At 72.3% G+C, this 23697-nt stretch carries 22 protein-coding genes and 1 pseudogene; 13 read left to right on the plus strand and 10 right to left on the minus strand.

The genetic code is table 11. The features are described from left to right. The first annotated feature begins 30 nt into the window (after positions 1 to 30). Positions 31 to 624: a nitroreductase family protein gene (locus tag E6G06_05685; protein ID TML92537.1), complete on the plus strand. Its 594-nt coding sequence runs from the start codon at positions 31 to 33 to the stop codon at positions 622 to 624. On the opposite strand, the gene E6G06_05690 is transcribed toward E6G06_05685, so the two are convergent. Further along, positions 602 to 2617: a thioredoxin domain-containing protein gene (locus tag E6G06_05690; protein TML92538.1), complete on the minus strand. Its 2016-nt coding sequence runs from the start codon at positions 2615 to 2617 to the stop codon at positions 602 to 604. The two genes, E6G06_05685 and E6G06_05690, sit on opposite strands and share 23 nt — an antisense overlap. Between E6G06_05690 and E6G06_05695 the strand changes: the two genes are divergently transcribed. Both E6G06_05695 and E6G06_05700 read left to right on the plus strand, forming a co-directional pair. Next, on the plus strand, positions 2616 to 3371 hold the full coding sequence (locus tag E6G06_05695; GenBank protein TML92539.1) for an SDR family oxidoreductase: 756 nt from the start codon (positions 2616 to 2618) through the stop codon (positions 3369 to 3371). The two genes, E6G06_05690 and E6G06_05695, sit on opposite strands and share 2 nt — an antisense overlap. A 7-nt stretch (positions 3372 to 3378) precedes the next feature. Continuing rightward, positions 3379 to 4257, plus strand: a complete 879-nt coding sequence (locus E6G06_05700) for an LLM class F420-dependent oxidoreductase (protein ID TML92540.1) — start codon at positions 3379 to 3381, stop codon at positions 4255 to 4257. Positions 4258 to 4321: 64 nt separating this feature from the next. On the opposite strand, the gene E6G06_05705 is transcribed toward E6G06_05700, so the two are convergent. Then, a complete protein-coding gene (locus tag E6G06_05705; GenBank protein TML92541.1) occupies positions 4322 to 5206 on the minus strand; it encodes an SMP-30/gluconolactonase/LRE family protein in 885 nt (294 codons plus the stop codon). Between the two features lie 9 nt (positions 5207 to 5215). Continuing rightward, a complete protein-coding gene (locus E6G06_05710) occupies positions 5216 to 6343 on the minus strand; it encodes a long-chain fatty acid--CoA ligase (GenBank protein TML92618.1) in 1128 nt (375 codons plus the stop codon). A gap of 90 nt (positions 6344 to 6433) precedes the next feature. On the opposite strand from E6G06_05710, the gene menB reads away from it, so the two are divergent. Together menB and E6G06_05720 are read left to right on the plus strand one after the other, a co-directional pair. Then, positions 6434 to 7297: a 1,4-dihydroxy-2-naphthoyl-CoA synthase gene (gene menB, locus E6G06_05715; protein TML92542.1), complete on the plus strand. Its 864-nt coding sequence runs from the start codon at positions 6434 to 6436 to the stop codon at positions 7295 to 7297. After that, positions 7294 to 8151, plus strand: coding sequence for a 1,4-dihydroxy-2-naphthoate polyprenyltransferase (locus tag E6G06_05720; protein TML92543.1), 858 nt, complete (start codon positions 7294 to 7296; stop codon positions 8149 to 8151). Before menB ends, E6G06_05720 begins: the two co-directional genes overlap by 4 nt. Here the strand turns inward: E6G06_05720 and E6G06_05725 are convergent. Further along, a complete protein-coding gene (locus E6G06_05725; protein ID TML92544.1) occupies positions 8148 to 8864 on the minus strand; it encodes an alpha/beta fold hydrolase in 717 nt (238 codons plus the stop codon). The genes E6G06_05720 and E6G06_05725 overlap by 4 nt on opposite strands. Before the next feature lie 5 nt (positions 8865 to 8869). Here E6G06_05725 and menD point away from each other — a divergent pair, with 5 nt between their 5' ends. Beyond that, positions 8870 to 10558: a 2-succinyl-5-enolpyruvyl-6-hydroxy-3-cyclohexene-1-carboxylic-acid synthase gene (menD, locus tag E6G06_05730; protein ID TML92545.1), complete on the plus strand. Its 1689-nt coding sequence runs from the start codon at positions 8870 to 8872 to the stop codon at positions 10556 to 10558. On the opposite strand, the gene E6G06_05735 is transcribed toward menD, so the two are convergent. The 3 genes from E6G06_05735 to E6G06_05745 are packed head-to-tail and all read right to left on the minus strand — an operon-like array spanning position 10518 to position 13215. After that, positions 10518 to 11756 (minus strand): isochorismate synthase, encoded by a 1239-nt coding sequence (locus E6G06_05735; GenBank protein TML92546.1) that lies wholly within the window; start codon positions 11754 to 11756, stop codon positions 10518 to 10520. The two genes, menD and E6G06_05735, sit on opposite strands and share 41 nt — an antisense overlap. Continuing rightward, the gene (locus tag E6G06_05740; protein ID TML92619.1) at positions 11753 to 12388 is read right to left on the minus strand and encodes a ubiquinone/menaquinone biosynthesis methyltransferase; all 636 of its coding nucleotides are present in this window, start codon (positions 12386 to 12388) and stop codon (positions 11753 to 11755) included. Before E6G06_05740 ends, E6G06_05735 begins: the two co-directional genes overlap by 4 nt. Before the next feature lie 56 nt (positions 12389 to 12444). After that, positions 12445 to 13215 (minus strand): MerR family transcriptional regulator, encoded by a 771-nt coding sequence (locus tag E6G06_05745; GenBank protein ID TML92547.1) that lies wholly within the window; start codon positions 13213 to 13215, stop codon positions 12445 to 12447. Here E6G06_05745 and E6G06_05750 point away from each other — a divergent pair. From E6G06_05750 to E6G06_05770, 5 genes and pseudogenes are all read left to right on the plus strand, one after another. Then, positions 13214 to 13687: a diacylglycerol kinase family protein gene (locus E6G06_05750; protein ID TML92548.1), complete on the plus strand. Its 474-nt coding sequence runs from the start codon at positions 13214 to 13216 to the stop codon at positions 13685 to 13687. The genes E6G06_05745 and E6G06_05750 overlap by 2 nt on opposite strands. Further along, positions 13684 to 15342, plus strand: a complete 1659-nt coding sequence (locus E6G06_05755) for an ABC-F family ATP-binding cassette domain-containing protein (GenBank protein ID TML92549.1) — start codon at positions 13684 to 13686, stop codon at positions 15340 to 15342. The genes E6G06_05750 and E6G06_05755 overlap by 4 nt, the downstream gene beginning before the upstream one ends. 45 nt (positions 15343 to 15387) lie before the next feature. Continuing rightward, positions 15388 to 16866, plus strand: coding sequence for an amidohydrolase (locus E6G06_05760; GenBank protein ID TML92550.1), 1479 nt, complete (start codon positions 15388 to 15390; stop codon positions 16864 to 16866). 312 nt (positions 16867 to 17178) lie between these two features. Beyond that, positions 17179 to 18084: an alpha/beta hydrolase gene (locus E6G06_05765; GenBank protein ID TML92551.1), complete on the plus strand. Its 906-nt coding sequence runs from the start codon at positions 17179 to 17181 to the stop codon at positions 18082 to 18084. Between the two features lie 176 nt (positions 18085 to 18260). After that, positions 18261 to 18365 (plus strand): annotated as a pseudogene (locus tag E6G06_05770) (J domain-containing protein). A gap of 408 nt (positions 18366 to 18773) precedes the next feature. Here the strand turns inward: E6G06_05770 and E6G06_05775 are convergent. Beyond that, positions 18774 to 20354: an acyl-CoA synthetase gene (locus tag E6G06_05775; GenBank protein TML92620.1), complete on the minus strand. Its 1581-nt coding sequence runs from the start codon at positions 20352 to 20354 to the stop codon at positions 18774 to 18776. Between the two features lie 55 nt (positions 20355 to 20409). Between E6G06_05775 and E6G06_05780 the strand changes: the two genes are divergently transcribed. Beyond that, positions 20410 to 21378, plus strand: coding sequence for a TIGR03560 family F420-dependent LLM class oxidoreductase (locus E6G06_05780; GenBank protein TML92552.1), 969 nt, complete (start codon positions 20410 to 20412; stop codon positions 21376 to 21378). Positions 21379 to 21399: 21 nt separating this feature from the next. Here E6G06_05780 and E6G06_05785 read toward each other — a convergent pair whose 3' ends face one another. Next, on the minus strand, positions 21400 to 21858 hold the full coding sequence (locus E6G06_05785) for a MaoC family dehydratase (GenBank protein ID TML92553.1): 459 nt from the start codon (positions 21856 to 21858) through the stop codon (positions 21400 to 21402). A 14-nt stretch (positions 21859 to 21872) separates the two neighbouring features. After that, complete coding sequence (locus tag E6G06_05790) at positions 21873 to 22445, minus strand: DUF2087 domain-containing protein (protein ID TML92554.1); 573 nt, start codon at positions 22443 to 22445, stop codon at positions 21873 to 21875. A gap of 26 nt (positions 22446 to 22471) precedes the next feature. On the opposite strand from E6G06_05790, the gene E6G06_05795 reads away from it, so the two are divergent. Continuing rightward, complete coding sequence (locus E6G06_05795; protein ID TML92555.1) at positions 22472 to 23692, plus strand: acyl-CoA dehydrogenase; 1221 nt, start codon at positions 22472 to 22474, stop codon at positions 23690 to 23692. Positions 23693 to 23697 lie beyond the last annotated feature (5 nt).

A 23697-nucleotide genomic window follows, 5' to 3' on the forward strand; every position in this document is an offset into this window, starting at 1 on the left:
GGCGAGTCGCGCGCGCGTAGGGTGGACCCCGTGCAGTTCGACGACGTCGTCCGGCGCCGGCGGATGGTGCGCAACTTCGACGACCGGCCCGTGCCGGCCGACGTGGTGGAGCGCATCCTGGCCAATGCCCAGCGCGCGCCGTCGGCCGGGTTCAGTCAGGGTTGGGCGTTCCTCGTGCTCGAAGGTCGCGACGAGACGGCGCGCTTCTGGTCGGCGACATTCGACGACGATGCCGCGCGCGCCGCCTTCCGGTGGCAGGGCCTTTTCCGCGCCCCGTTGGTGATCGTACCGCTGGCGCACAAGCAGGCATACCTCGACCGCTACGCCGAGCCCGACAAGGGCTGGACGGATCGCGACGAGCGGCGCTGGCCCGTGCCGTACTGGGACATCGACACCGGGTTCGCGGCGTTGCTCATGCTCCTCACCGCCGTCGACGCGGGTCTGGGCGCGCTGTTCTTCGGCATCTTCACGCCCGACGCGTTCCGCGCCGCCTTCGGCGTGCCCGACGCCTACACGCCGATCGGCGCGCTGGCCATCGGCTGGCCGCGAGCCGACGAGCCCTCACCGTCGCTGCGGCGCGGTCGCCGGCCGGCCGCCGACGTCATCCACCGGGGACGCTGGTGAGCTGCGCGACCAGCGCGTCGGCGTCGTCGACCGGTCGCTTGCACGCGTAGTTCTCGCAGACGTACGCGAGGCCCGGCTCTCGTCCCTCGAACATCGGTGAGGGGTACGGCTCGCCCCACGCGAGCACCGCGTCGGGGAGATAGCGCGCCTGCACGGCGCGCACCAGCTCGGGTCGGTCGCCGACGACGGCGACCTCGCTGATCGACGACGTGGCGAGGTCGACGGCCGCGAGCAGGTGCGCGAACGCGGTCGGCTGCCGGACGAGCGGACCGGCGAGGAGGTCGATGATCGTGGTCGCCCGCTCCTCGTAGCGCGGCTCGCCGACCAGCGCGCCGAGGCGGAGGAGCGCGACGGCGGCGAGCGAGTTGGCGGCGGGCGTGGCGTTGTCGAGCACGTCCTTGGCACGCGTGATGAGGCGCTCGGCGTCGTGGCCCGTCGTGAACAGGCCGCCGCCGTCGTCGTCCCAGAACAGGTCGAGCATCGCGTCGGCGGTCTCGCGCGCCACGTCGGTCCAGCGGCGGCGCCCGGAGGCCTCACCGAGGCGGGTGAAGGCGTCGACCAGGGCGGCGTAGTCGGCCGCATAGGCGAGATGGTGGGCGCGTCCGGCGTTGAACGACCGCAGCCAGCGCCCGTCCACACCGCGGAGCCTCGCCAGCAGGAACTCGCCGCACGCGGTCGCCGCGTCCATCCAGTCGTGGCGCCCGGTGGCGGCCGCCGCCTCGGCCAGTGTGGCGAGGAACAGCGCGTTCCACTCGGTGAGCACCTTGTCGTCGAGCCCGGGGCGGACGCGCTTCTCGCGTGCCTCGAAGAGCACCTGCCGGGCGTGCTCGAGCCCGCTGTCGCGCGCGAGCGCACCGCGCTCGGGCAGGTGCAGGATGTTGGCGCCCTCGAAGTTGCCCGCCGCGGTGATGCCCCAGTGCTCGACGGCCGCACGCGCGTCGTCGCCGAGCAGAGCCGTGACCTCGTCGAGCGTCCAGACGTAGAACCTGCCCTCCTCGCCCTCGGAGTCGGCGTCCTCCGCGGAGTAGAAGCCGCCGTCGGCGTGACGCAGGTCGCGCAGCACGTAGGTGATCGTCTCGTCGAGCACCTGCAGGAAGCGCGGCTCGCCGCTGATCTGCCAGGCGTGGAGGTAGCACCGCCCGAGGAGCGCCTGGTTGTACAGCATCTTCTCGAAGTGCGGGACCAGCCAGCGGTTGTCGACGGAGTAGCGCGCGAACCCTCCGCCCAGGTGGTCGTAGATGCCTCCGGACGCCATGGCGTCGAGCGTCGTCACCGCGAGGTCCAGCAGCTGCGGGCGATCACCGCGCGCGGACGCGCGGAGGAGCAGCTCGATGCCCGTCTCGTGCGGGAACTTCGGCGCCCGGCCGAAGCCTCCCCACTGCCGGTCGAACTGCGATGCGAGCGCCTCGGTTGCGCCGTCCAACACGTCGCGCCCGACCTCACCGGCCGTCGCGTCGCTCGTGACCGTGAGCGTGCGGTCGAGCGCGGCCGTGAGCTTGTCGGCCTGCCCGAGCAGCTCGTCGCGCCGCGTCCGCCAGGCGTCGTCGACCGCGCGGCACACGTCGGTGAAGCTCGGCATGCCGTGGCGGGCCACCGGGGGGTAGTAGGTGCCGCCGTAGAACGGCCGTCGTTCGGGCGTGAGGAACATCGTCATCGGCCAGCCCCCCTGACCGGTCATCGCCTGCACCGCGTCCATGTAGACCGCGTCGACGTCGGGGCGCTCCTCGCGATCGACCTTCACGTTGACGAAGAGGTCGTTCATCAGCGCCGCGGTCTCGCCGTCCTCGAAGGACTCGTGCGCCATCACGTGGCACCAGTGACAGGCGGAGTAGCCGACGGAGAGCAGCACCGGCTTGTCCTCGGCGCGTGCCCGGGCGAACGCCTCGTCGCCCCACGGGTACCAGTCGACCGGGTTGTCCTTGTGCTGCTGCAGGTAGGGGCTGGTCTCGTCCGCCAGTCGGTTCACGACGCCCGAGCCTATTGTTCGCGGCATGGAACTCCGACTCGACGGAAAGACCGCGCTCGTCACCGGGGCGTCGAAGGGCATCGGCTTCGCCATCTCCAAGGTGTTCGCGGAGAACGGCGCCCGGGTGATGCTCTCGTCGCGAAAGCAGGAGGCCCTCGAGAAGGCGGCGGCCGGCATCGACGGCGAGACCGAGGTGTTCGCTGCCAACGCAGGCGACCCGGCACAGGCGGAGGCCTGCGTGGCGGCGACCGTGGAGCGGCTGGGCGGACTCGACGTCCTGGTCAACAACGCCGCGACCAACCCCTACATGGGCCCGGCGATCGACTGCGACCTGCCGCGTTACGACAAGACCTTCGACGTGAACCTGCGCGGTCCGTTCGTGTGGACCCAGCTGGCGTGGCGGGCCGCGATGAAGGCGCGCGGTGGTGTGGTGCTCAACATCGCGTCCGTCGGTGGCCTCAGCTTCGGCGGCGCCATCGGCACGTACGACAACACCAAGGCCGCCCTCATCCACCTCACCAAGCACCTGGCGGTCGAGCTGGCGCCGAAGGTGCGCGTCAACGCCATCGCCCCGGGGCTGGTGAAGACCGACTTCGCCCGCGCCCTCTGGGAGCCCGCGGAGGAGGCGGTGGCTTCACACGTGCCCCTGAAGCGACTGGGCGAGCCCGAGGACATCGCCCGGGCGGCGCTCTTCCTCGCCTGCGACGCCGCCTCGTGGGTCACCGGCGAGGTGATGGTGATCGACGGCGGCGCGCTCATCTCCCCCGGCTTCGGCGGGTAGCGCCGGCGTGCGTGTCGGCCTGTTCGTGCCGAGCGTGGCGCCGATCGCGACGCCCGAGTTCCTGACCGCCTTCGCCCGAGCGGCAGAGGACAACGGGTTCGCGTCGGTGTGGTTGGGCGAGCACGTGGTGCTCTTCGACGAGTACGAGTCGCTCTATCCGTACGCAGGTGACGGCAAGATCACCATCCCTGCCACGTCGGGGATGCTCGACCCCTTCGCCGCCCTCGGGTTCATCGCCGCGAGCACCGAGCGCGTGCGCATCGGCACTGCCGTGTGCCTGCTGCCGCAACGCAACCCGGTGGCGACGGCCAAGGAGATCTCGACGGTCGACTGGCTGGCCGCGGGGCGGCTCGACGTGGGCATCGGCATCGGTTGGCTGCGCGAGGAGTTCGAGGCGCTCGACGCCCCGTTCCCACAACGCGCCGCCCGTTGCCGCGAGTACGTCGAGGTGTGCAAGCGCCTCTGGTGCGACGAGGTGTCGTCCTACGAGGGCCGCTTCTACCGCCTGCCCGCGTGCCGCATGTTCCCCAAGCCGGTCCAGCAGCCGCATCCACCCCTGTACTTCGGCGGCGAGAGCGACGCCGCGCTGCGCCGGGTGGCCGACCTGGGCGACGGCTGGCACGCGTTCAACCTGATGCCCGACGCGGCGCGCGAGCGGGTCGCCGCGCTCCATCGCCTGCTCGACGAGCGGGGCCGCAGCCGCGCCGACGTCGACGTCACCGTCTCCCCGTACCTGGAGCCGGTTCGACCCGAGCACCTCGTGCAGTTCCGCGACGCGGGCGTCGACCAGCTCGTCCTGATGGCGTTCGCGCTCGATGCCGCGGGCATCCGCGACACCATCGGACGGTTGGGCGAGGAGTACTGCGCGCCCGCGACGAAGTTGTGACGTCGGGCCGAGCCGGCCCCTCGACCGCGTTCTTGTCGTACGCAGCCGTGCTCACGACGGTTGTCTACGACGAGAACGAGTGGGGGCCGGGCCCCGGCCAGGCGTGAACGGGTAGGCCGGGCGTGGTGAGCCCCTCCCACACGACGACGCGGCCGGGGACGGCGTCGGTGGCGAACAGCAGCCGCCCGTCGGCGCCACCGAAGCAGCAGTTGGTGGTGACGCCCTCGCCCTCGATCTCGAGGAACTCGACGTCCTTGCCGTCTTCGATCACCCGCACGCCGTGCTCGATGGTCGAGGCGACGTAGTAGCGGCCGTCACGGTCGAGGCAGAAGCCGTCACCCGCGCCGTGACCGAGCGTCTCGATGACCCACTCGCGGGTGCCGTCAGGGTTGAGCCGCTGCAGGCCGGCGCGCTCGATGACGACCAGGTTTCCCGCGAGGTCGAAGGCGATGCCGTTGCAGTACCAGAAGCCGTCGGCATGGGTGCGCAGGGTGCCGTCGCGCTCGTAGGCCATCACCCGCCCGACGAGCTCGCCCCTCGGCGGTGGGAAGTGCCCCGGGTCGGTGAAGTACACGACGCCGTCGTCCCCGACGCACAGGTCGTTGGGCGCGCGCAGCCCGTCGCGGGCGAGGTAGGTGACCTCGCCGTCCGCGCTCACGTGCTGCAGTCCCGGCGGCGCGAACCGCGGGGGCGGAGGGTTCTCGATCACGCCCGTCGCAGTGAGGTCGACGCCCCCGTTGTTGGTGACGAGGAAGCCGCCGTCGGCCGTCGGTGTCGCGCCGTTGGCGCCGCCGTCGGTGTCGGCCAGCAGCTCGCACCGCCCGGCTTCGGGCCAGACGCGCCAGAGGCAACCGCCCGTGACGCTCGTGACGACGAGGGTCCCGTCGCGCTCGCACCACACCGGGCCCTCCCCGAACTCGATGCCGTCGACGACGACCTCGGCGCGCACAGGTCGACGCTAACCGTTGGTCGGTGGAACATCCTCGTTCCTCGGCTGTTCCACCGCCATCTTTTCATGGAGCTGCGATCCTCCGCTGCGCTTCGGTTCTCGCTCAGGTGGCCGGACCTTGCCGCTGCGCGTGCGCGGCAGGTCGTCCACAAGCACCAGCTCACGCGGCGCCGCGGGCGCGGGGAGGTGCGCCTTCACGAGCGACCGGAGGTCGTCGAGGGTGGGTGGGTCGGAGTCGCGCACCGCGATCACCCAGGCCACGACCCGCTCGCCCCATTCGGGATCGGGCCGTCCGCCGACGGCGACCTCACCGACGCGCGGGTGTTGCCGCAGCACCTTCTCGATCGCGGCGGGCCACACGTTCTCGCCGCCCGTGATGATGAGGTCGGTCAGCCGGCCGTCCACGCGCAGGCGGCCCTCGCCGTCGAGCGAGCCCGCGTCACCGGTCGCGAGCCAGCCGTCGACCGTCTTCGGATCGGTGCCGTCGCGGTAGCCGCGCAGCAGCACCGGGCCGCGCACGAGGATCTGACCGTCGTCGGCGATGCGGGTCTCGACGCCGGCGAAGGGCCGGCCGTCGTACACGCACCCGCCGCACGTCTCCGTGAGCCCGTAGCTGGTGACGACGTTCGCAGGCAGCTCCCCGGGCACGGGCGCCCCGCCGAGCACGATGGCGCGGAACAGCCCGGGGTCGACGCGCGCGAAGGCGGTGGGGACGAGGGTGGTCAGCAGCCGGTGGCCGCGGGCCGCGACGTCGGCGGCAGTGCGCGCCACCGCGGTGGCGTCGAACCCGGCGTGCACGGTCAGGGGCGTGCCGGTGAGGAGCGCCTTGGTGACCACGCCGAGGCCGCCGAGGTGCGAGAGGGGGAGGCAGGCGAGCCATTCGTCCCCCGCGCCGGGGTCGACGCCGAGGGCGGCGTTGCCCGCCCGGGCCGAGGCGCCCACCGCTTCGTGGGTGAGCACGACGCCCTTGGGCTCGCCCGTCGAGCCGCTGGTGGCCACGACCAGGGCATCGCCGTCCTCGACCGCGTCGCCCGCCCCCAGGCGGCGCAGGACCCGCTCGCGTGCGGGCGCCGGGAGGCGGTGGTCGAGGGGCAGGACCGCGTCGCCCCGGTCCCACGCCCGGCGGAGGCCGGCCACGAACCCCTCGTCGGTCTCGACTGCCACCAGGCGGGGCACGGGCGGTAGCGTACGCGAGACCGTATGAGTGAACGCTCTAGGAGTGATCGCATGAATCGGGAGGGCGATGCTTTTGGCCTCGAGGGCCGGCAGGGCCCCCGCTGGCGTCCCTCGGGGGAGTACGGCGACATCCGCTACGAGGTGCTCGACGGCGAGGGCATCGCCAAGCTCACCATCTGTCGCCCCGAGGTGCGCAACGCCTTCCGGCCCCGAACGCTCTTCGAGCTCAGCCACGCCTTCAACGAGGCGCGCGACGACCCCGACATCGGCGTGGTCATCCTCACCGGGGAGGGCACCGAGGCGTTCTGCTCGGGCGGCGACCAGCGCGTCCGGGGCGACGACGGCTACAAGGACGACAAGGGGATCGGCCGGCTCAACGTGCTCGACCTCCAGGTGCAGATCCGGCGCACCCCGAAGCCGGTGATCGCCATGGTCGCGGGCTACGCCATCGGCGGCGGGCACGTCCTGCACGTCGTCTGCGACCTGACCATCGCGGCGGAGAACGCCCGGTTCGGGCAGACCGGCCCGCGGGTCGGGAGCTTCGACGGTGGCTACGGCTCGGGGCTCCTGGCACGCATCGTCGGTCAAAAGAAGGCGCGCGAGATCTGGTACCTGTGCGAGCAGTACGACGCCCAGGCCGCGCTCGACATGGGCCTGGTGAACAAGGTCGTGCCCCTCGAGCGGCTCGAGGAGGAGACCCTGGCGTGGTGCCGCCGGATGATGCAGCACTCGCCGCTCGCGCTCCGCATGCTGAAGGCGTCGCTCAACGCCGCGGACGACGGGCTTGCCGGCATCCAGCAGCTCGCAGGCGACGCCACCCTCCTCTACTACCTCAGCGAGGAGGCTCAGGAGGGCCGCAACGCGTACGTGGAGAAGCGCCGGCCCGAGTTCGATCGATACCCCAGACGCCCGTGAACCGGTGGGTCGCGGGGGCGCGGCCGCGCACGCTGCCGGCCGCGGTCGTGCCGGTCCTCGTCGGGTCGGGCCTCGCCGCGGGCGACGACCGCTTCGTCGGGTGGCGAGCCGCGTGCGCGTTGGCCGTCGCGCTCGCATTGCAGGTGGGCACCAACTACGCCAACGACTACAGCGACGGCGTGCGGGGCACCGACGACGTGCGGGTGGGACCGGTGCGGCTCGTGGCCGCGGGTCTCGCCGCGCCCGCCTCGGTGAAATGGGCGGCCTTCGCCTCGTTCGCGGTGGCCGCCGCCATCGGGCTGGTGCTGGCGGCGGCGGTGAGCTGGTGGCTCGTGCCGGTGGGAGCCGCCTGCGTCGCCGCGGGCTGGCTCTACACGGGGGGCCCGCGGCCCTACGGCTACTCGGGGCTCGGCGAGGTCTTCGTGTTCGTGTTCTTCGGGCTGGTTGCTACGGCCGGCACCGCCTACGTGCAGGAGGCGCGGCTCACCACCGCGATGGTGGTGGCCGGTGTGCCCGTGGGCCTGCTGGCCGCGGCCCTGCTCGTGGTCAACAACCTCCGCGACATACCGACCGACGCGGCGGCGGGCAAGCGCACCTTGGCGGTGCGCCTCGGCGACGACGCGACCCGCGCGCTCTACGTCGCGCTCGCGGTCGGTGCCTTTGCCATCGGCGCCTTCGCGACCGCGGTCCCGGCTTCGCTCTTCACGCTGCTCGTGCTGCCGTTCGCGGTGCCGCCGTCCCGGCGCGTGCTCCAGGGCGCGAAGGGGCCCGCGTTGATCGGCGTCCTCCAGGCGACGGCGCGTCTGCAACTGCTGTTCGGCGTCGTGCTCGCCGGAGCGCTGTGGGCGAGCTAGCCGCCGAGGAACGCCTCCAAGATCTCGACGAACGTGTCGGGACGCTCGAGGTGGGCGGCGTGACCCGCGTCAGCCACGAGCGCGACGCGTGCGTTGCGGCCGATCGCGGTTGCCATCTCGTGCGCGAGAGCGGCGAACGTGTCGTCGCGCTCGCCCGCGACCAGCAGCACGGGCATCTCCAGCTCCGCGAGGCGGTTCCAGAGCGGCTCCTGGGCGCCGGTGCCCGCGAGGCGGAGGCTGGCGGCCAAACCCGAGGCGGTGTTCGTACGGCGGTCGTCGAGCCCGCGCGCGTCGGGCGGGAGCGAGGCGAACAGCGGCTGGGACAGCCATTCGCGCAGGAACGCGTCCATGCCCTCGCGCTCGATGCGGGCCGCGCGCGCCTCGTCGTCGCGCCTTCGGTCGTCGCGTTCGACGTCGTCACGGATGCCGGCGGTGGCGCCTACCAGCACGAGGGCCTCGACGAAGTCGGGATGGGCGAGCGCCACGTGCAGGCAGAGGCGCCCGCCCATCGAGTACCCGACGTACGCGGCCCGTCCTCCCTGCTGGGCCACCAGCCGGGCGCCCTGCCACAGGTCGAGCGCCACGTCCGAGAGCTCGCCGTGGCCCGGCGCGTCGAGCGCGACGACGTCGTGCTCGCGTGCGAGCGCGTCGGCGACGACGTCCCACGAGCGGTGGGTCTGGGTGAACCCGTGGACGAGCACGACGCGGGTCATCGTCCATGACCGTACAGGCGACGTTCGCGGCGACGGTCGTCGACGAGTGGGTGCGCGCCGGGGTCACCGACGCGGTGCTCGCGCCGGGCTCGCGGTCGACGCCGCTCGCGCTGGCGCTCCACGCCCGCGCCGATGTCCGCGTGCACGTTCACCTCGACGAGCGCTCCGCGGGCTTCTACGCGCTCGGGCTCGGTCTCGCCACCGGAAACCCCGCCATCGTGTTGACCACCAGCGGGACGGCCGCCGTGGAGCTCCACCCGGCCGTCGTCGAGGCTCACCACGCGCACGTCCCGCTGCTGGCGTGCACCGCCGATCGTCCGCCGGAGCTGCACGACGTCGGGGCGTCGCAGGCCATCGACCAGGTCCACCTGTTCGGCCGGGCGGTGCGCTGGTTCGCCCAGCCCGGCGTGCCCGACGACGCGTCACGCGGCGCGTGGCGCTCGCTCGCGGCGCGGGCGGTGGCCGAGGCGCGGGGTGCCGGCGGCGCGCCGGGGCCGGTGCACCTCAACCTCGCGTTCCGCGAGCCGTTGGTGGGGGAGCCCGACGCGCTGCCACCCGCGCGACCCGGAGGCGGGCCGTGGCACACGGTGGAGCGGGCCGAGCCCGGGGCGCTCGACGTCTCGGATCGGGTCGCGGGGCGGCGCGGGGTCGTCGTCGCAGGCGCGGACGCGCCCAGGCCGCCCGTGGTGCACGGCATCGCCGAGGCGCTGGCCTGGCCACTCGTCGCCGACGCGCGGTCGGGATGCCGCGTGCCCGCCCGAACGACGGTGGGCGCGTTCGACGCGCTGCTCCGCTCGCCGGAGTTCGCGGCTGAGCACCGCCCCGAGGTCGTGCTGCGCCTGGGTGCGCCGCTCACGTCGCGCGTGCTCAACGAGTGGTTGGCCGCGTCCGGCGCGGATCAGGTGCTCGTGCACCCGCGGCATGCGTGGCTCGACCCCGATCGCACCGCGGCGACGGTGACCGCGTCGGTGACGGTGGCGCGGCCGGTGCCGTCTCCTCCGGGGTGGCTCGACGGGTGGATGGAGGCGGAGCGCCTCGCCCAGGCGACCATCGCGTCGGTGCTGGACGCGCACACGGCGCCCACCGAGCCCGGCGTCGCACGCGCCCTGCTCGACCTGCTTCCGAGCGAGGCCGTGCTCATGGTCTCGTCGTCGATGCCCGTGCGCGACCTCGAGTGGTACGCGCCGCCCCGCGAGGGCGTGCGGGTGGTGGCGAACCGCGGTGCGAGCGGCATCGACGGCGTCGTGTCGACGGCCCTCGGCCTCGCCGCGGGCACCCCCGGCCGGCGCACGTTCGCGCTGCTCGGTGATCTCGCGTTCCTCCACGACGCGGGCGGCCTGGTCGCGGCCGGCCGGCGCGACGTCGACTGCACGTTCGTCGTCGTCGACAACGACGGCGGTGGCATCTTCTCGTTCCTTCCGCAGGCCGAGCTCGTCCCGCCCGACGGCTTCGAGACGTTGTTCGGAACGCCGCACGGGCTCGACCTGGCGCGGGTCGCGACCGCCTACGGCGCGCCCGTCACCCGACTGGAGCGGCTCGACGAGCTGTGCTCCGCGCTCGACGGAGGCGGCGTGCGCGTGGTGCACGTTCGCACCGACCGGGCGGTGAACGTCGCCGTCCATCGCGAGATCAACGAAGCGGTGGCGGCCGCGCTCACGGCCGGACGACCGCGGCGAGGAGCGCCTGCAGCTTGAGTTGCGTCTCGGCGAGCTCGTCGTCGGGGTCGGAGCCGGCGACGATGCCGTTGCCCGACATCAACCGGGCCCGGTTGCCGCGCACCTCCGCGGATCGGATGCCCACCGCCCACTCGCCGTTGCCGCGGGCATCGACCCATCCGACCGGCCCCGCGTAGCGGCCGCGCGTCGAGCCCTCGAGGCGTGCGAGCAGCGCGAGCGCGGCGACCGTCGGCGTGCCCGCGACCGCAGGCGTCGGGTGGAGGCGGCAGGCGAGCGCGAGGGCCGAGGGTGCGGGGGCCGCGAGCCGGCCCTGGATCGTCGTGCCCAGGTGGGCCACGTTGCGGAGGGGGACGATCGCAGGCGTCGCCGGGATGTCGAGGCGGTCGCAGACGGGTCGCAGGGCCGCGGCCACGGCGTCGACGACGAGCCCGTGCTCGCGGCGATCCTTGCTCGAGGCCAGCAGCGCGCCCGCCAGCCGCGCGTCGGTCGCGGGATCGCCACTGCGGGCCACGGTGCCGGCAAGCGGCTGCGAGCGCACGTCGAGGCCGAGCCGGGCGACGAGCAGCTCGGGGCTGGCTCCCACGAAGCCGTCGACCGAGAACACCATGCACGACGGGAAGAGGGCGCGCAGACGACGCAGGATGTCGGGCACGACCAGGGGCCCGTCGGTCTCGACGTCGACCGCGCGCGCGAGCACGACCTTCTCCACCTCGCCGGCCTCGATCCGTGCCACGGCCTCCGCCACCGCCCCGCACCAGTCGGCGTGGCTGGGCACGGCGGTGAGGCGGAAGCCCGACGGCGAGCGGCGCGGACTTGCAGGGGCGGTGTCCGCGTGAGACGGGGTGTCGGGCGCTCCGATGGTCGTCTCCCAGACCACACCGTCCGCCGTGCGCCCGACGACGCGCTCGGGCACGATCAGCGCGGCCCCGCCGTCGGGCGTGAATGGCAGGGCGCCGATGGCGATGGCGCCCGTGCCCGGCACGTCGACCTCGTCCTGCTCGACCTCGATGGTGGCGAGGAAGTCGTCGACGAGTGCGGGTGGAAGACGGGTCGCGACGCCGCGGCCCGCGAGGCTCACCCCCTCGTGCTCCCAGAGCACGCCGTCCGCTCCCGCACAGCCGATAAGGTCGACGTCGGCCGGATCGACATCGAGGCGCACGGTGCGCGCCACCAAGCCGCCGCGACGCAACTGCGCAGTCAAGCGAGAGCGGGTCATGCTCTCGTCCCGGTGAGGAGCTGGGCGATGCCGCCGGCCAACCGTGTCCGGCGGAGGTCGGGGAACCCGGCCCGCAGGAACAATGCGGCGAGCTCGTCGGGCGGAGGCAGGTAGGCGACGGAGCGGGGCAGGTAACGGTATGCGTCGGGATCGGAGAGCCAGCCGCCGACGCGCGGTACGACCTTGCCGAAGTAGATGCCATGGCCCCAACGCACGACGGGGTTGGGGGGCTCGGCGGTCTCCAGCAGCGCGATGCGCCCGCCGGGCCGCACCACCCGTGCGAGCTCGCGGGCGAAGGGGTCGAGCGCGACCAGGTTGCGGAGCGCGAAGCCGCACGTGACGCCGTCGGCGACCGCGTCGGGAACGGGAAGGTGGAGCACGTCGGCGCGCACGAGCGGCGCCGTCGCGCGCGTCGCCGCGAGCATGCCCGCGGAGAAGTCGAACCCGATGGGCGACAACCCGCAGCGCGCGAGCTCGCGGCAGAGATCGCCGGTGCCGCACGCCAGGTCGAGCACGAGCGAGCCGGGTGACAGCTCCAACGCGGTGACGGTCCGCCGGCGCCAACCGACGTCCATGCGGAACGTCATGACCCGGTTCACGAGGTCGTAGCGCGGCGCGATTGCGTCGAACATGACGCGCACCGCGCGCGCCTTCTCCTCCCCCTCGGGTAGCCGGCTGTTGAGCCGGGTCACCCGGCCCCCTCGAGCCGGCGCTGGCTCTCGGCGGCCACCGCCGCCCGCTCCGCGTCCGCCCCCACGTGCTCGATGTGCTCCTCGGCCACCGCGAGCAGGGTGCGCCGGAAGTGGTGGCTCACCAGGTCGACGGTGGCAGGCAACAGGACGGCGAACGCCTCGACCAGCCGGGCCGCCGCGTCCTCCTCGTCGAGCCCCGCCGTACGCAGGGGCTGGCGCACGTGGGCGTCGAAGAGGGCGACGGCTCGCTCGGCCGTCTGCCTCATGCGGGCGTGGTGCTCACGCGCCAGCTCGAGGACCTCGGGCAGCGGTAGGCCCAGTTCGAGGAGCCGGAGGCCGGCAGTCGCCACCGCCAGGTCGCCCGGTGTGTAGGCGGGCCGGCCTTCGTGCCGCCGTCCGACCAGCAGGCCCTCGCGCTCGATGGCCTGCAGCAGGGCGACGGGGATACCGCTGCGGACGGCCAGCTCGTCGAGGTCGAAGAACTCCTCGACGGCCTCCCCGTCACCCTCTTCACCGGCCACCGCCTCGATCAGCGCCTCGTCGGCGGCGTCGAGCTCGCCGCGCACCAGCCGCCCGATGGTGGCCAGGGTGAAGCCCTTCGCCTGCAGCTCCCGGACCCGGTCGAGCCGGACCAGGTGGCCGTCGTCGTAGAGGGCGATGCGTCCGGTGCGGCGGGGCGGATCGAGCAGGCCCCGGGCCTGGTAGAAGCGGACGGTGTCGACCGAGACCTCGGCCCGGGCCGCCAGCTGCTCGACGCGATACTCCATGACCAATCACTCTACGAGTGATCACTCACGTTGTGCCCACTCGGACCGTCCTATCCTCGTGACCATCGTCAAGGACACCGACCCGGCCCGGCCGGCCCGTCAGACGGGAAGCAGGGCCCGCTTCCTCGTCTCGTTCCGCTACGCCTTCCGAGGCGTGTGCTGGATGGCGCGCCACGAGCCCAACATGCGGTTCCATCTGGTGGCGACCGCCGCGGTCGTGGGCGCGGCCGCCGGGTTCCGGCTGCCCATCGAGCAGTGGGCGGCGCTGGTGTTCGCGATCGCGCTCGTGCTGTTGGGCGAGACGCTCAACACCGCCATCGAGGTGGTGCTCGACCTGGTCCACCCCGAGGACGACGAGCGCGTCGGCGTGGTGAAGGACGTGGCGGCCGCGGCCGTCCTGGTCGCCGCGGCCGGCTCGGCGGTCATCGCCGCCATCGTGTTCGGGCCCCACGTGTGGAGGCTTTTCACGTGATGCTCGAGGCGACGGGGATCACGATCGACCTCGGCCATCGCGTGCTGTTGCGCGACGGGTCGTTCCGCGTCGCGTCCGGCGAGAAGGTGGGCCTCGTCGGGCCCAACGGCGCCGGTAAGACGACGCTGTTGCGCGTGCTCGCGGGCGACCTGAAGCCGACGGCCGGCAGCGTCTCACTGCCGTCCCATTTCGGTTGGCTGCGGCAGGACGTGCAGGCGCGGCCCGAAGAGGCGCACGAGGTGTCGATCGACCACCTGCTCGGCGGACGCGAGACGGCCCGACTGGCCGAGGAGCTGGAGGCGACGCGACTGCGGATCGAGCAGAGCGACGGCGTGCAGCGCGACCGGGCCGTCCGACGCTTCGCGAGCCTCGAGGAGCGCTTCCGCGTGCTGGGCGGCTACCGGTCGGATGCCGAGGCGCGCCGCATCGCGTCCGGCGTCGGGCTCGACGACGAGGCACTGTCGCGTCGGGTGGGCACCCTGTCGGGTGGGCAACGGCGCCGGCTCGAGCTGGCCCGACTCCTCTACGCGGGCGGCGACCTCCTCATCCTCGACGAGCCGACCAACCACCTCGACCTCGACGCCAAGGCGTGGGTCATGCAGTTCCTGCGCAGCACCCGATGCGCGGTGCTCGTGGTGTCACACGACATCGGGCTGCTCGACGACGCCATCGACCGGGTGCTGGCGCTCGAGGGCGGACGGCTCGACGTCTATCGCGGCACGTACACGCGCTTCCTCGAGCAGCGGAGGGCGCGCGAGGCGCAACGGGCCAAGGAGGCGAGCCTCTACGGCGAGAAGGTGGCGCAACTCAAGGCCACGGCCGAGCGCTTCCGCCACGGCAACGAGAACGTCGCCAAGAAGGCGAAGGCCATCGACTCGCGCCTCGAGCGCATGGCGAAGACGGCGCCGGTCGATCTGGTGCCGCGCCGCCGCAGGATCAGCGTGCGCTTCCCCGATCCGCCGCGTGCGGGCGACCTGGTGCTCACCGTCGAGGGGCTGGCCAAGGCGTACACCGCCGACCCCGTGTTCAAGGACGTGTCCTTCACCGTGGGCAGGCGGGAGACGTTCCTCGTGCTGGGGCTGAACGGTGCGGGCAAGACGACGCTGCTCCGGATCCTCGCGGGCGTCATCGACGCGGACAGCGGCACGTTCCGGCTCGGCGCCAACGTCGAGCTCGGGTTCTACGCGCAGGAGCACGAAGACATCCGCGACGGCGTCACCGTGCTCAACCACATGCGTGAGCGCGCCCCCACCACCGCGGTCCCCGCCCGCGGTGGAGGCGGCCCGTCGCACACCTCTGGAGGCATGCCCGACAAGGACCTGCGCGCCGTGCTGGGCCACTTCGGCCTCACCGGCGACGTCGCGTTCCAGGACGCGGCCACCTTGTCGGGTGGCGAGAAGACCAAGCTGGCGCTCGCCCGCCTCGTCGTGGGCCGGGCCAACCTGCTGCTCCTCGACGAGCCCACCAACAACCTCGACCCCCAGTCGCGCGAAGCGGTCCTGGCGGCGCTGCAGCACTACAAGGGCACGACCGTCCTCGTGTCCCACGACGCGGAGTTCGTCGCGTCGCTCGCGCCCGACCGGGTGCTCGTCATGCCCGACGGCGACGTGGTGCCGTTCGACGAGGGCGCGCTGGAGCTGGTCGAGCTCGCGTGACGGGGCCTTGACGATCTCTTAGGAACGGGGAGGAGACTGACCGTCATGCGGTCTGACGACGACGACGACCCCGGCCTGCCCATCCCCTTCGGCCCCGTGTCGAACGGCGAGTACGATCCGCCGCCGCTGACCGCGCTCGAGCGCGTCGCGCAACGCCGGGCCGTGGCGGAGTGCGACGCGAACGCCCGTCGCCTCGGCGTGAGCCGGCGCCAGTTCCTGCTGTCGGTCTGCGGAGCGGCCACGACCCTGCTCGCCATCCAGGCCTGCTCCGACGACAAGAGCAAGGGGAAGGCGGGCGGGAAGTTCAACCTTCCCACCACGTCCGCGCTCGACGAGAACGCGGCCCGCTCCCGGCTGGCCGGCGACGAGGTGATCTTCGACGTCCAGACCCACCTGCTCGACTACGACACGATCGACCCGGCGCATCGCCTGGGCCTGGGCCTGGCGGCGGCGTTCCCGCAACGCAACTGCAGCGACGCTTCCGAACCGCGCGACTGCTTCGACGCCCGGCATCTGCTGGAGCTGCTGTTCCTGCAGAGCGACACGACGATGGCGATCCTGTCAGCCATCCCGGTGGTCGGCGACCGCAGTCCGCTCTCGCCCGCGATCATGGCCGAGACCCGCCGTGTCACCGAGGCCCTCTGCAACGACGATCGTCTGTTGCTGCACGGGCAGGTCGCCCCCAGCGCCGGCCGCCCCCAGGCGAGCCTCGACGCGATGGACAAGGTGCTGGCGACGCATCCCGTCGTCGCGTGGAAGGTGTACACGCACGCGGGCGGACCGGGATGGTGGCTCGACGACCACGAGCCGGACGCGCCGCAGGTGGGCGAGGCCTTCATCCGCAAGGTCGTCGAGACGAAGGTGCCGCGCATCGCCGTGCACAAGGGCTTCGGGTCGATCGGGGGGAGCCAGGCCGGCTACGCCAGTCCGGTCGATATCGGGCCCGCCGCCAAGACGCACACCGACGTCGACTTCATCGTGTACCACTCGGGCTACGAGTCCGGCGGCAACGAGGGCCCGTACACCGCGAGTGCAGACCCGCAGGGTGTCGACCGGCTCATCGCCTCGCTGGAGAAGAGTGGCATCGGCCCCAACCAGAACGTGTACGCCGAGCTCGGCTCCACCTGGTTCAGCGTGATGCGCAACCCCAACCAGGCCGCGCACGTGCTCGGCAAGCTGCTCAAGCACGTCGGCGAGGACCGGGTGGTGTGGGGCACCGACACCCTCTGGTACGGCTCGCCGCAGAGCCAGATCCAGGCGCTCCGGGCCTTCGAGATCACACCCGAGTTCCAGGAGAGGTACGGCTACCCGGCGCTCACCCCGGCGATCAAGAACAAGATCTTCGGCGGCAACTCGATGCGACTCTACGGCGTGAAGCCCATCGAGACCAAGTGCGAGTTCACCCGCGCCGAGCTCGAGCAGGTCCGCAAGGAGCGGCCGGGCGGCAACGCCGCGCCGGGGCCGAAGACCGCGCGGGAAGCGGCCGCGGTCCGCGCCCGCGACTGGGCCTGGCAGATCAGCTGACGGGCGCCCCGCAGTGGCGGCACCGCGGGTAGGCGCGCGACGTCGGCCGCGCGCATGCGGGGCAACGGAACGCGGTGATCTGCCGCCCGCGCAGGCGACGGAGCGCGGCCCAGAGCGTGCAGCCCACTGCGAACGCGAGGAAGACCTCCAGCGCGTTGCCAACGGTCACCGTCGTAGTCTGGCGCCCATGGCGATCGACTTCACCCCGTTGCTTGACGTCGTGTTCCTTGACGTCGTGTTGCATGACGTCGCGGCCTGGCAGGGGACCGGCTCGTCGCAGCCCGCGCTCGGCGACCTCACGCTGTAGACGCGTTGCAACTGCCCGAGCCCGACCGCGCCGAGCTGCTCGACCTGGGCCGTACGACCATCCGCCTGTGGCAATGGGGCGACCCGACGCAACCCCCCGTCCTGCTCGTCCACGGGGGATGGGACCACGGGCGCATGTGGGACGGCATCGCCCCGAGGATCGCCGCCCTCGGCTACCACGCCGTCGCCATCGACGTGCGCGGTCACGGCGACAGCGGCCGGCTGCACACGAGCGGCACCTACTGGCAGATGTTCCAACTCGACCTCGCCCAGGTCGCCCGCCACCTGTCGTCGCTTCGTGGATCCATGCGCGACCCGGCCTTGCGCGTCATCGGCCACTCGTTCGGCGGCGGGCTCTCGATGTCGATGGCGGCGGGACTGCCCGATCACGTGGACAAGGTCGTCAACATCGACGGCCTCGGTCCGCCGCCGGAGATGATGATCGTCGAGGACCATGCGGCATCCGCGTCGCAGTGGATCAAGGACGCGGAGCGCCTCTGGTCGGAGCCCGCGCGCGAGTACGCGTCGGTGGAGGAGATGGCCCAGAAGCGCAAGGCGATCAACACCCGCCTCCCCACCGAATGGTGCTGGCACCTGGCCCGCCACGGCTCGAAGCCGGGGCCCCGCGGCGGGCTGGTCTGGAAGAGCGACCAGCACATGCGGCTGGGCTCGCCCGGTCCGTTCTCCGACGAGAGTCTGCGGGCGCAGTACGAGCGCATCCGTTGCCCGGTGCTCGTGCTGACCGGCACCGAGCCCGACCAGTGGAACGACCTCCCCGTCGCGGCGCGCGACGCGCGACTGGCCGCCATCCCCGACGTGCGGCATCACCAAATCGCCGGCGCCGGTCACTACGTGCACATCGAGCAACCCGACACGGTGCTCGCGCTCGTGGCCGAGTTCTTCGGCTCATGAGCGAGGACCGAAGCGAAGCGGAGGACCGCAGCTCCCATGTGGCAGGGCGGTCCAGCGGCCGAGGGACGAGGACGTTGGACCGGTGAGCGAGCACCGGTGAGCGCTCGGCTCTTCCTCCACGAGGTGGGTGACATCGACGGCGCCACGCGCTGGCGGGCGCTGGGCGCGGGCTGGCTGGTGCCCGACCTGCCCGGGCACGGAGTCGTCCCGCCCGAGGAGGGCGCGTACTACGCGCCGGGCGACGTCGCCCTCGTCGGCGTGCGGGCGCTCGCCGCCGCCGGGCTCGACGGTGAGCCTCCGCTGGTCGCGGGCCACGGTTGGGGCGCGTTCGGCGCGGAGCTGCTCGCGGCGGCGGGCCGGGCGTCGGCGCTCGTGCTGGTCGACGGCCTCGGCGGCCCGTGGGTGTCACGCAGCGAGCTGATCGACGCGCAGCACGCGTGGGTGCGTGCCGTGCTCGCCGATCCCGCCGCGCTCGCACCGCCACCTCCCGGCGCGCTCGACCCCCGCCTGCGTCACGGCTTCCCATCGATCTGGGAGCGCACCTTCACCGAGGCCCGGCGCCTCGCCATCACCGTGCCGGTGCTCGCGCTCGAGTCGCCCGCGTCGGTCACTCCGACCGACGAGCGCGGCTCGCGGGTGGCTGCGTTCGGCGGCGACGCGCGCGTCGAGGAGATCGCCGAGGCGTCGCCTCAGGCCGTGCTCGCGGCCTTGAGCGCCTGGTCACGCGCCCAGCGGTAGTCGGGCTTGCCCGACGGCGAGCGCACCACGTCGTCCACCAGCACGAGCGCACGCGGCACCTTGTAACCCGCGATGTGGGCGCGGCAGTGCTCGGCGAGCTCGTCGAGCGTCGGGCGTTCGCCGTCGCGCGGACGCACCACCGCGACGACCCGCTGGCCCCAGCGAGCGTCGGCCACCCCGACGACGACCGCGTCGAAGACCGCGGGGTGGGCCTTCAGCGCGGCCTCGACCTCCTCGGGGAAGACCTTCTCGCCTCCGGTGTTGATCGACACCGATCCGCGACCGAACACCGTGATGGTGCCGTCGGCTTCGATCGTGGCCATGTCACCGGGCACGGCCCAGCGCACGCCGTCGATCACCGGGAAGGTGGCAGCCGACTTCTCGGGGTCCTTGTAGTAGCCGAGCGGCACGCGGCCGCGTCGAGCGAGGCGGCCCACGACCCCCGACCCGGGCGCGACCGGCTGCAGGTTCTCGTCGAGCACGGTGGTGTCGTCGTTGACCGCGAAGCGCGGGTGGGCGCCGGCGCTCCCCGCGGTCGCGACCATCTGGCCCTGGCCGCCGGTCTCCGACGCGCCGAACCCGTCGATGACGAGGGTGGTCGGCAGCAGGCGGACGATCGCGTCCTTGAGCGAGGGCGAGAGGATGGCGCCGCCGGAGAGGATCATGGTCAGGGATGACAGGTCCCACGGGCGCTCCTGGCCCGCGGCCTCGAGCGCGTCGACGACCGGGCGGGCGAACGCGTCGCCGACGATGACGAGGAACGACACCCGTTCGTCGGCGATGAGTTGGAGCAGCCGCGGTGGGTCGAGGTGGTGGTCGGGCGAGATGACCACGCATCCGCCCGCGTAGAAGGCCCAGAACGCCACCCAGTGGGCGGTCCCGTGCATGAACGGGCACGCGGGCAGCGTCCTCCCGCCTCCCCGGCGCGCCGCGTCGACGATCAGCTCGGGACGCTCGATGCCCGGCCCACCGGGGTTCCCACCCTGCAGCGCGCCGAAGAAGATGTCCTCGTGCCGCCACAGCACCCCCTTCGGCATGCCGGTCGTGCCCCCGGTGTAGAGGATGTAGAGGTCGTCGCCCGAGCGGGGACCGAAGTCGCGGTCGGGTGACGCGGCTGCGAGCGCTTCCTCGTACTCGACGCCCTTCGCCAACGCGACACGCAGCTGCGGCACCTCGGCGCGGATCAGATCGAGGGTGGAGGCGAACTCCGGCTCGTGCACGACCGCCTTGAGGTCGGCGTCGGTGAAGAGGTAGCGGAGCTCGTCCTCGACGTAGCGGTAGTTGACGTTGACGGGAACCGCGCGCAACTTGAACGCGGCGAGCATGCCCTCGAGGTACTCGTTGCCGTTGTACATCCACAGGCCCACGTGGTCGGCCGGCCCGATGCCGCGCGCCGCGAGCGCGTGGGCCAGCCGGGTCGCCCGCTCGTCGAGCTCTCGATACGTGAGGCGGACGTCGCCGAACACGACCGCCTCGCGCTCGGGCACGGTGTCGCCGACCGCTTCGAACAGGTCGGCGAGGTTGAACGTGATGTTGTCGGCGGTCATCGGTCGCGCCGAACGTAGCCGTAGCGCGTAAGTTGCCGCCATGACACAGAACCAGCTGATCTTCGGGGCGTTCGTGCCCCAGGGGTGGAAGACGGAGCTCATCGGTATCGACGGGGCCGAGGCCAAGTGGGCCAAGGCGGTCGAGATCGCGGTGCTGGCCGAGGAGCTCGGCTACGACTCGGTCTGGGTCTACGACCACTTCCACAACGTGCCCCGTCCGGTCAACGAGGCCGTGTTCGAGTGCTGGACCACCGTCACCGCGATCAGCCAACGCACGTCGCGCGTGCGACTGGGCCAGATGGTGGGCTGCTCACCGTACCGAAACCCCGGGCTGCTGGCCAAGATCACGTCGAACGTCGACGTCATCAGCGGCGGCCGTCTCGACTGGGGCATCGGCGCGGGCTGGTACGACCACGAGTTCAAGGGCTACGGGTTCGAGTTCCCCGAGGCCAAGGTGCGCATCGGGATGCTGCGCGAGACGGTCGAGATCGTCCGTTCGATGTGGACCCAGCCCCACACCATCTACGAGGGTCGCCACTACAACCTGCAGGGCGCGCAATGCGACCCGAAGCCGTTGCAGGACCCGCACCCGCCGATCTGGATCGGCGGCGGCGGCGAGCAGCTCACCCTGCGCGTGGTGGCCCGGCACGCCGACCGGTCCAATTTCGGTGGCAGGCCCGACGAGTGGGCGCACAAGGCCGAGGTGCTCAAACGCCATTGCAAGGACGTCGGCCGCGACTACGACGAGATCGTGAAGACGATCTCGGGCGAGGTGTTCGTCCGGGAGACCGAGCAGGAGCTGGAGGCGGACTGGAAGGGATCGCTGTGGGGCGAGCCGTTCGGCGCGTACCGCGCCGGCAACCTCGTCGGCACGCCCGAGCAGGTGTGCGAGAAGATCCAGGCCTACGTCGACCGCGGTTGCACGGGCTTCGTGCCCTGGAACAACGACTACCCGTCCGACGTCACGCTGCGTCTGTTCGCGGAGAAGGTGATGCCCGAGTTCCGGTGAGGGCCGTACGCGACGTGCGGGCTACGCGTAGTAGCGGTACACCGCCTGGGCGACGCACGCGGGCTTCGTCTCCCCCTCCAGCTCGAACGTCAGGTCGATGGTCGCCTGCACGCCGCCCCCGCCGACGTCCTCGACGCCGGCGACCTGCGCGCCCATCCGCAGCTTCGAGCCGACCGGCACCGGGTTGGGGAAGCGGAGCTTGTTGAGCCCGTAGTTGAGGCCCATGGCCATGCCCGTCACGTTGAGCACCTCGCTCATCAGCCAGGGCGCGAGCGAGAGCGTGAGATAGCCGTGACCGATGGTGCGCCCGAAGGGGCCGTCCTTGGCCCGCTCGGGGTCGACGTGGATCCACTGGTGGTCGCCGGTGGCCTCCGCGAACGCATTGATTCGGTCCTGGGTGATCTCGTGCCAGTCGCTGTAGCCGAGGTGGTCTCCCACCGCGGCCTTCAGCCCCTCGATGCCGTCGATCGTCGTCGCCATGGCGGCAAGTTAGATCACAAGTCGAAGCTGCCGCCCGCCCGCCAGTAGAAGCCGTCGCGTCGCTCGAGGAAGCCGTCGTCGACGAGGTACCGGCGCAAGGTGGCGTAGTCGCCGTGCACCTTCCCGATCGTGAGGTTCACCGCCCGCTCGGGATAGATCTCGCCCGGCTCGAAGCGCTGGGCCAGCCAGTCGAGCACCACGAGGCGCTTGCCGTGTGACGCCGGGATCGAGGTGAGGCGTCCGTCCTTGACGAAGCGGCGCAGCACCTTCGCCGCCTCTTCTGGCGCGTCGAACTCGTCGTCGGGGACGGCCTTGGCCCGGGCCGCGGTGAGCCCGGCATCGCGGAGGCGCGCGGTAAGCAGGCGGTACCGGCCGTCCGCGTCCTCCACCAGCCCGCCGTTGACCAGACGGGTGAGCGCCTGTCCGACGGCCCGCGCCGGCAGTCCGGCGCGCTCCACCACCTCGGCGCGCGTCTCGGCACCGAGCGCCAGCGCGGCGACCACCTTGAGGCGGCGTTCGTCCGCGAGCAGGCCGAGCAGCCCGGTGGCGTCGCCCGAGCGGTCGTCAGAGCTGTCGTCCGATGGCATGGCACGACAAACGTAGGCTGCGCAGGATGGATTTCGACGACACGCCTGAGGACGCGGCGTTCCGGGGCGAGGCGCGGGCATGGCTCGCCGAGCACGTGGGCCCGTTCAAGGTCGATGCCGACCGGGGCGGCGAGTCGCTGATCTTCGCCGACGTGGAGGACACCGAGTACGTCGAGCGAGGCAAGGCCTGGCAGAAGGTGCTGTTCGGGGGCGGCTACGCCGGGCTCGGGTGGCCGACCGAGTTCGGCGGGCGCGGGCTGCCGATCGGCCAGCGCATCGTCTGGGGCCAGGAGGCGTCGGCCGCGGGCGCACCTCCCACCATCAACGTCATCGGCGAGGGGATGGCAGGGCCTACGATCATCGCCCACGGCAGCGAGGAGCAGAAGCGGCGCTACCTCGAGCCGCTGCTGCGCGGCGAAGAGATCTGGTGCCAGCTGTTCAGCGAGCCCGCGGCCGGCTCCGACGTCGCCGCCGTCACCACCCGGGCCCAGCGCGACGGCGACGAGTGGGTCGTCGACGGCCAGAAGGTGTGGACCTCGGCCGCCCACTACGCCGACTTCGGCATCCTGCTCACGCGCAGCAACTGGGACGTCCCGAAGCACCGTGGCTGCACCTACTTCATCGTCGACATGAAGGCGCCGGGCGTCACCGTGCGACCGCTGCGGCAGATGACGGGTGGTGCCTCGTTCAACGAGGTGTTCCTCGACGGTGTGCGGATCCCCGATACCCAGCGCGTCGACGCGGTCGGCAACGGCTGGGCCGTGGCCATTACCACGCTGATGAACGAGCGACTGTCGATCGGCGCCAACCTCGGTGGCAGCTCCTTCGGCTACGACCGCATGATCGGCGAGCTGCGGGAGCGGGGCGTGGCCGACGACCCCCACGTGCGCCAGCTGGCGGCCCAGATCTACATCGAGTCGAAGTGCCTGCAGTACCTCGGCTACCGGGCGGTGTCGAAGCTGATGCAGGGCCAGATCCCCGGGCCCGAGGGATCGGTGGCGAAGCTCCTGCTCGGCGGCACCGCGCGCAAGGCCGACCGTCTGCTCGACGCCATGCGCGGCCCGGCCGCCACCCTCCACGACCGCTTCACCGATCTCCAGCTCTTCATCCCCGCCATCGCCATCGCGGGCGGCACCGACGAGGTGCTGCGCAACATCATCGGTGAGCGCGTGCTCGGTCTGCCGGGGGAGCCCCGTGTCGACAAGGATGTCCCCTTCCGGGAGGTGCCCGTCGGCACGCTGGGCTGAACGCG

Source organism: Actinomycetota bacterium (assembly GCA_005888325.1).
Lineage (GTDB): Bacteria > Actinomycetota > Acidimicrobiia > Acidimicrobiales > AC-14 > AC-14.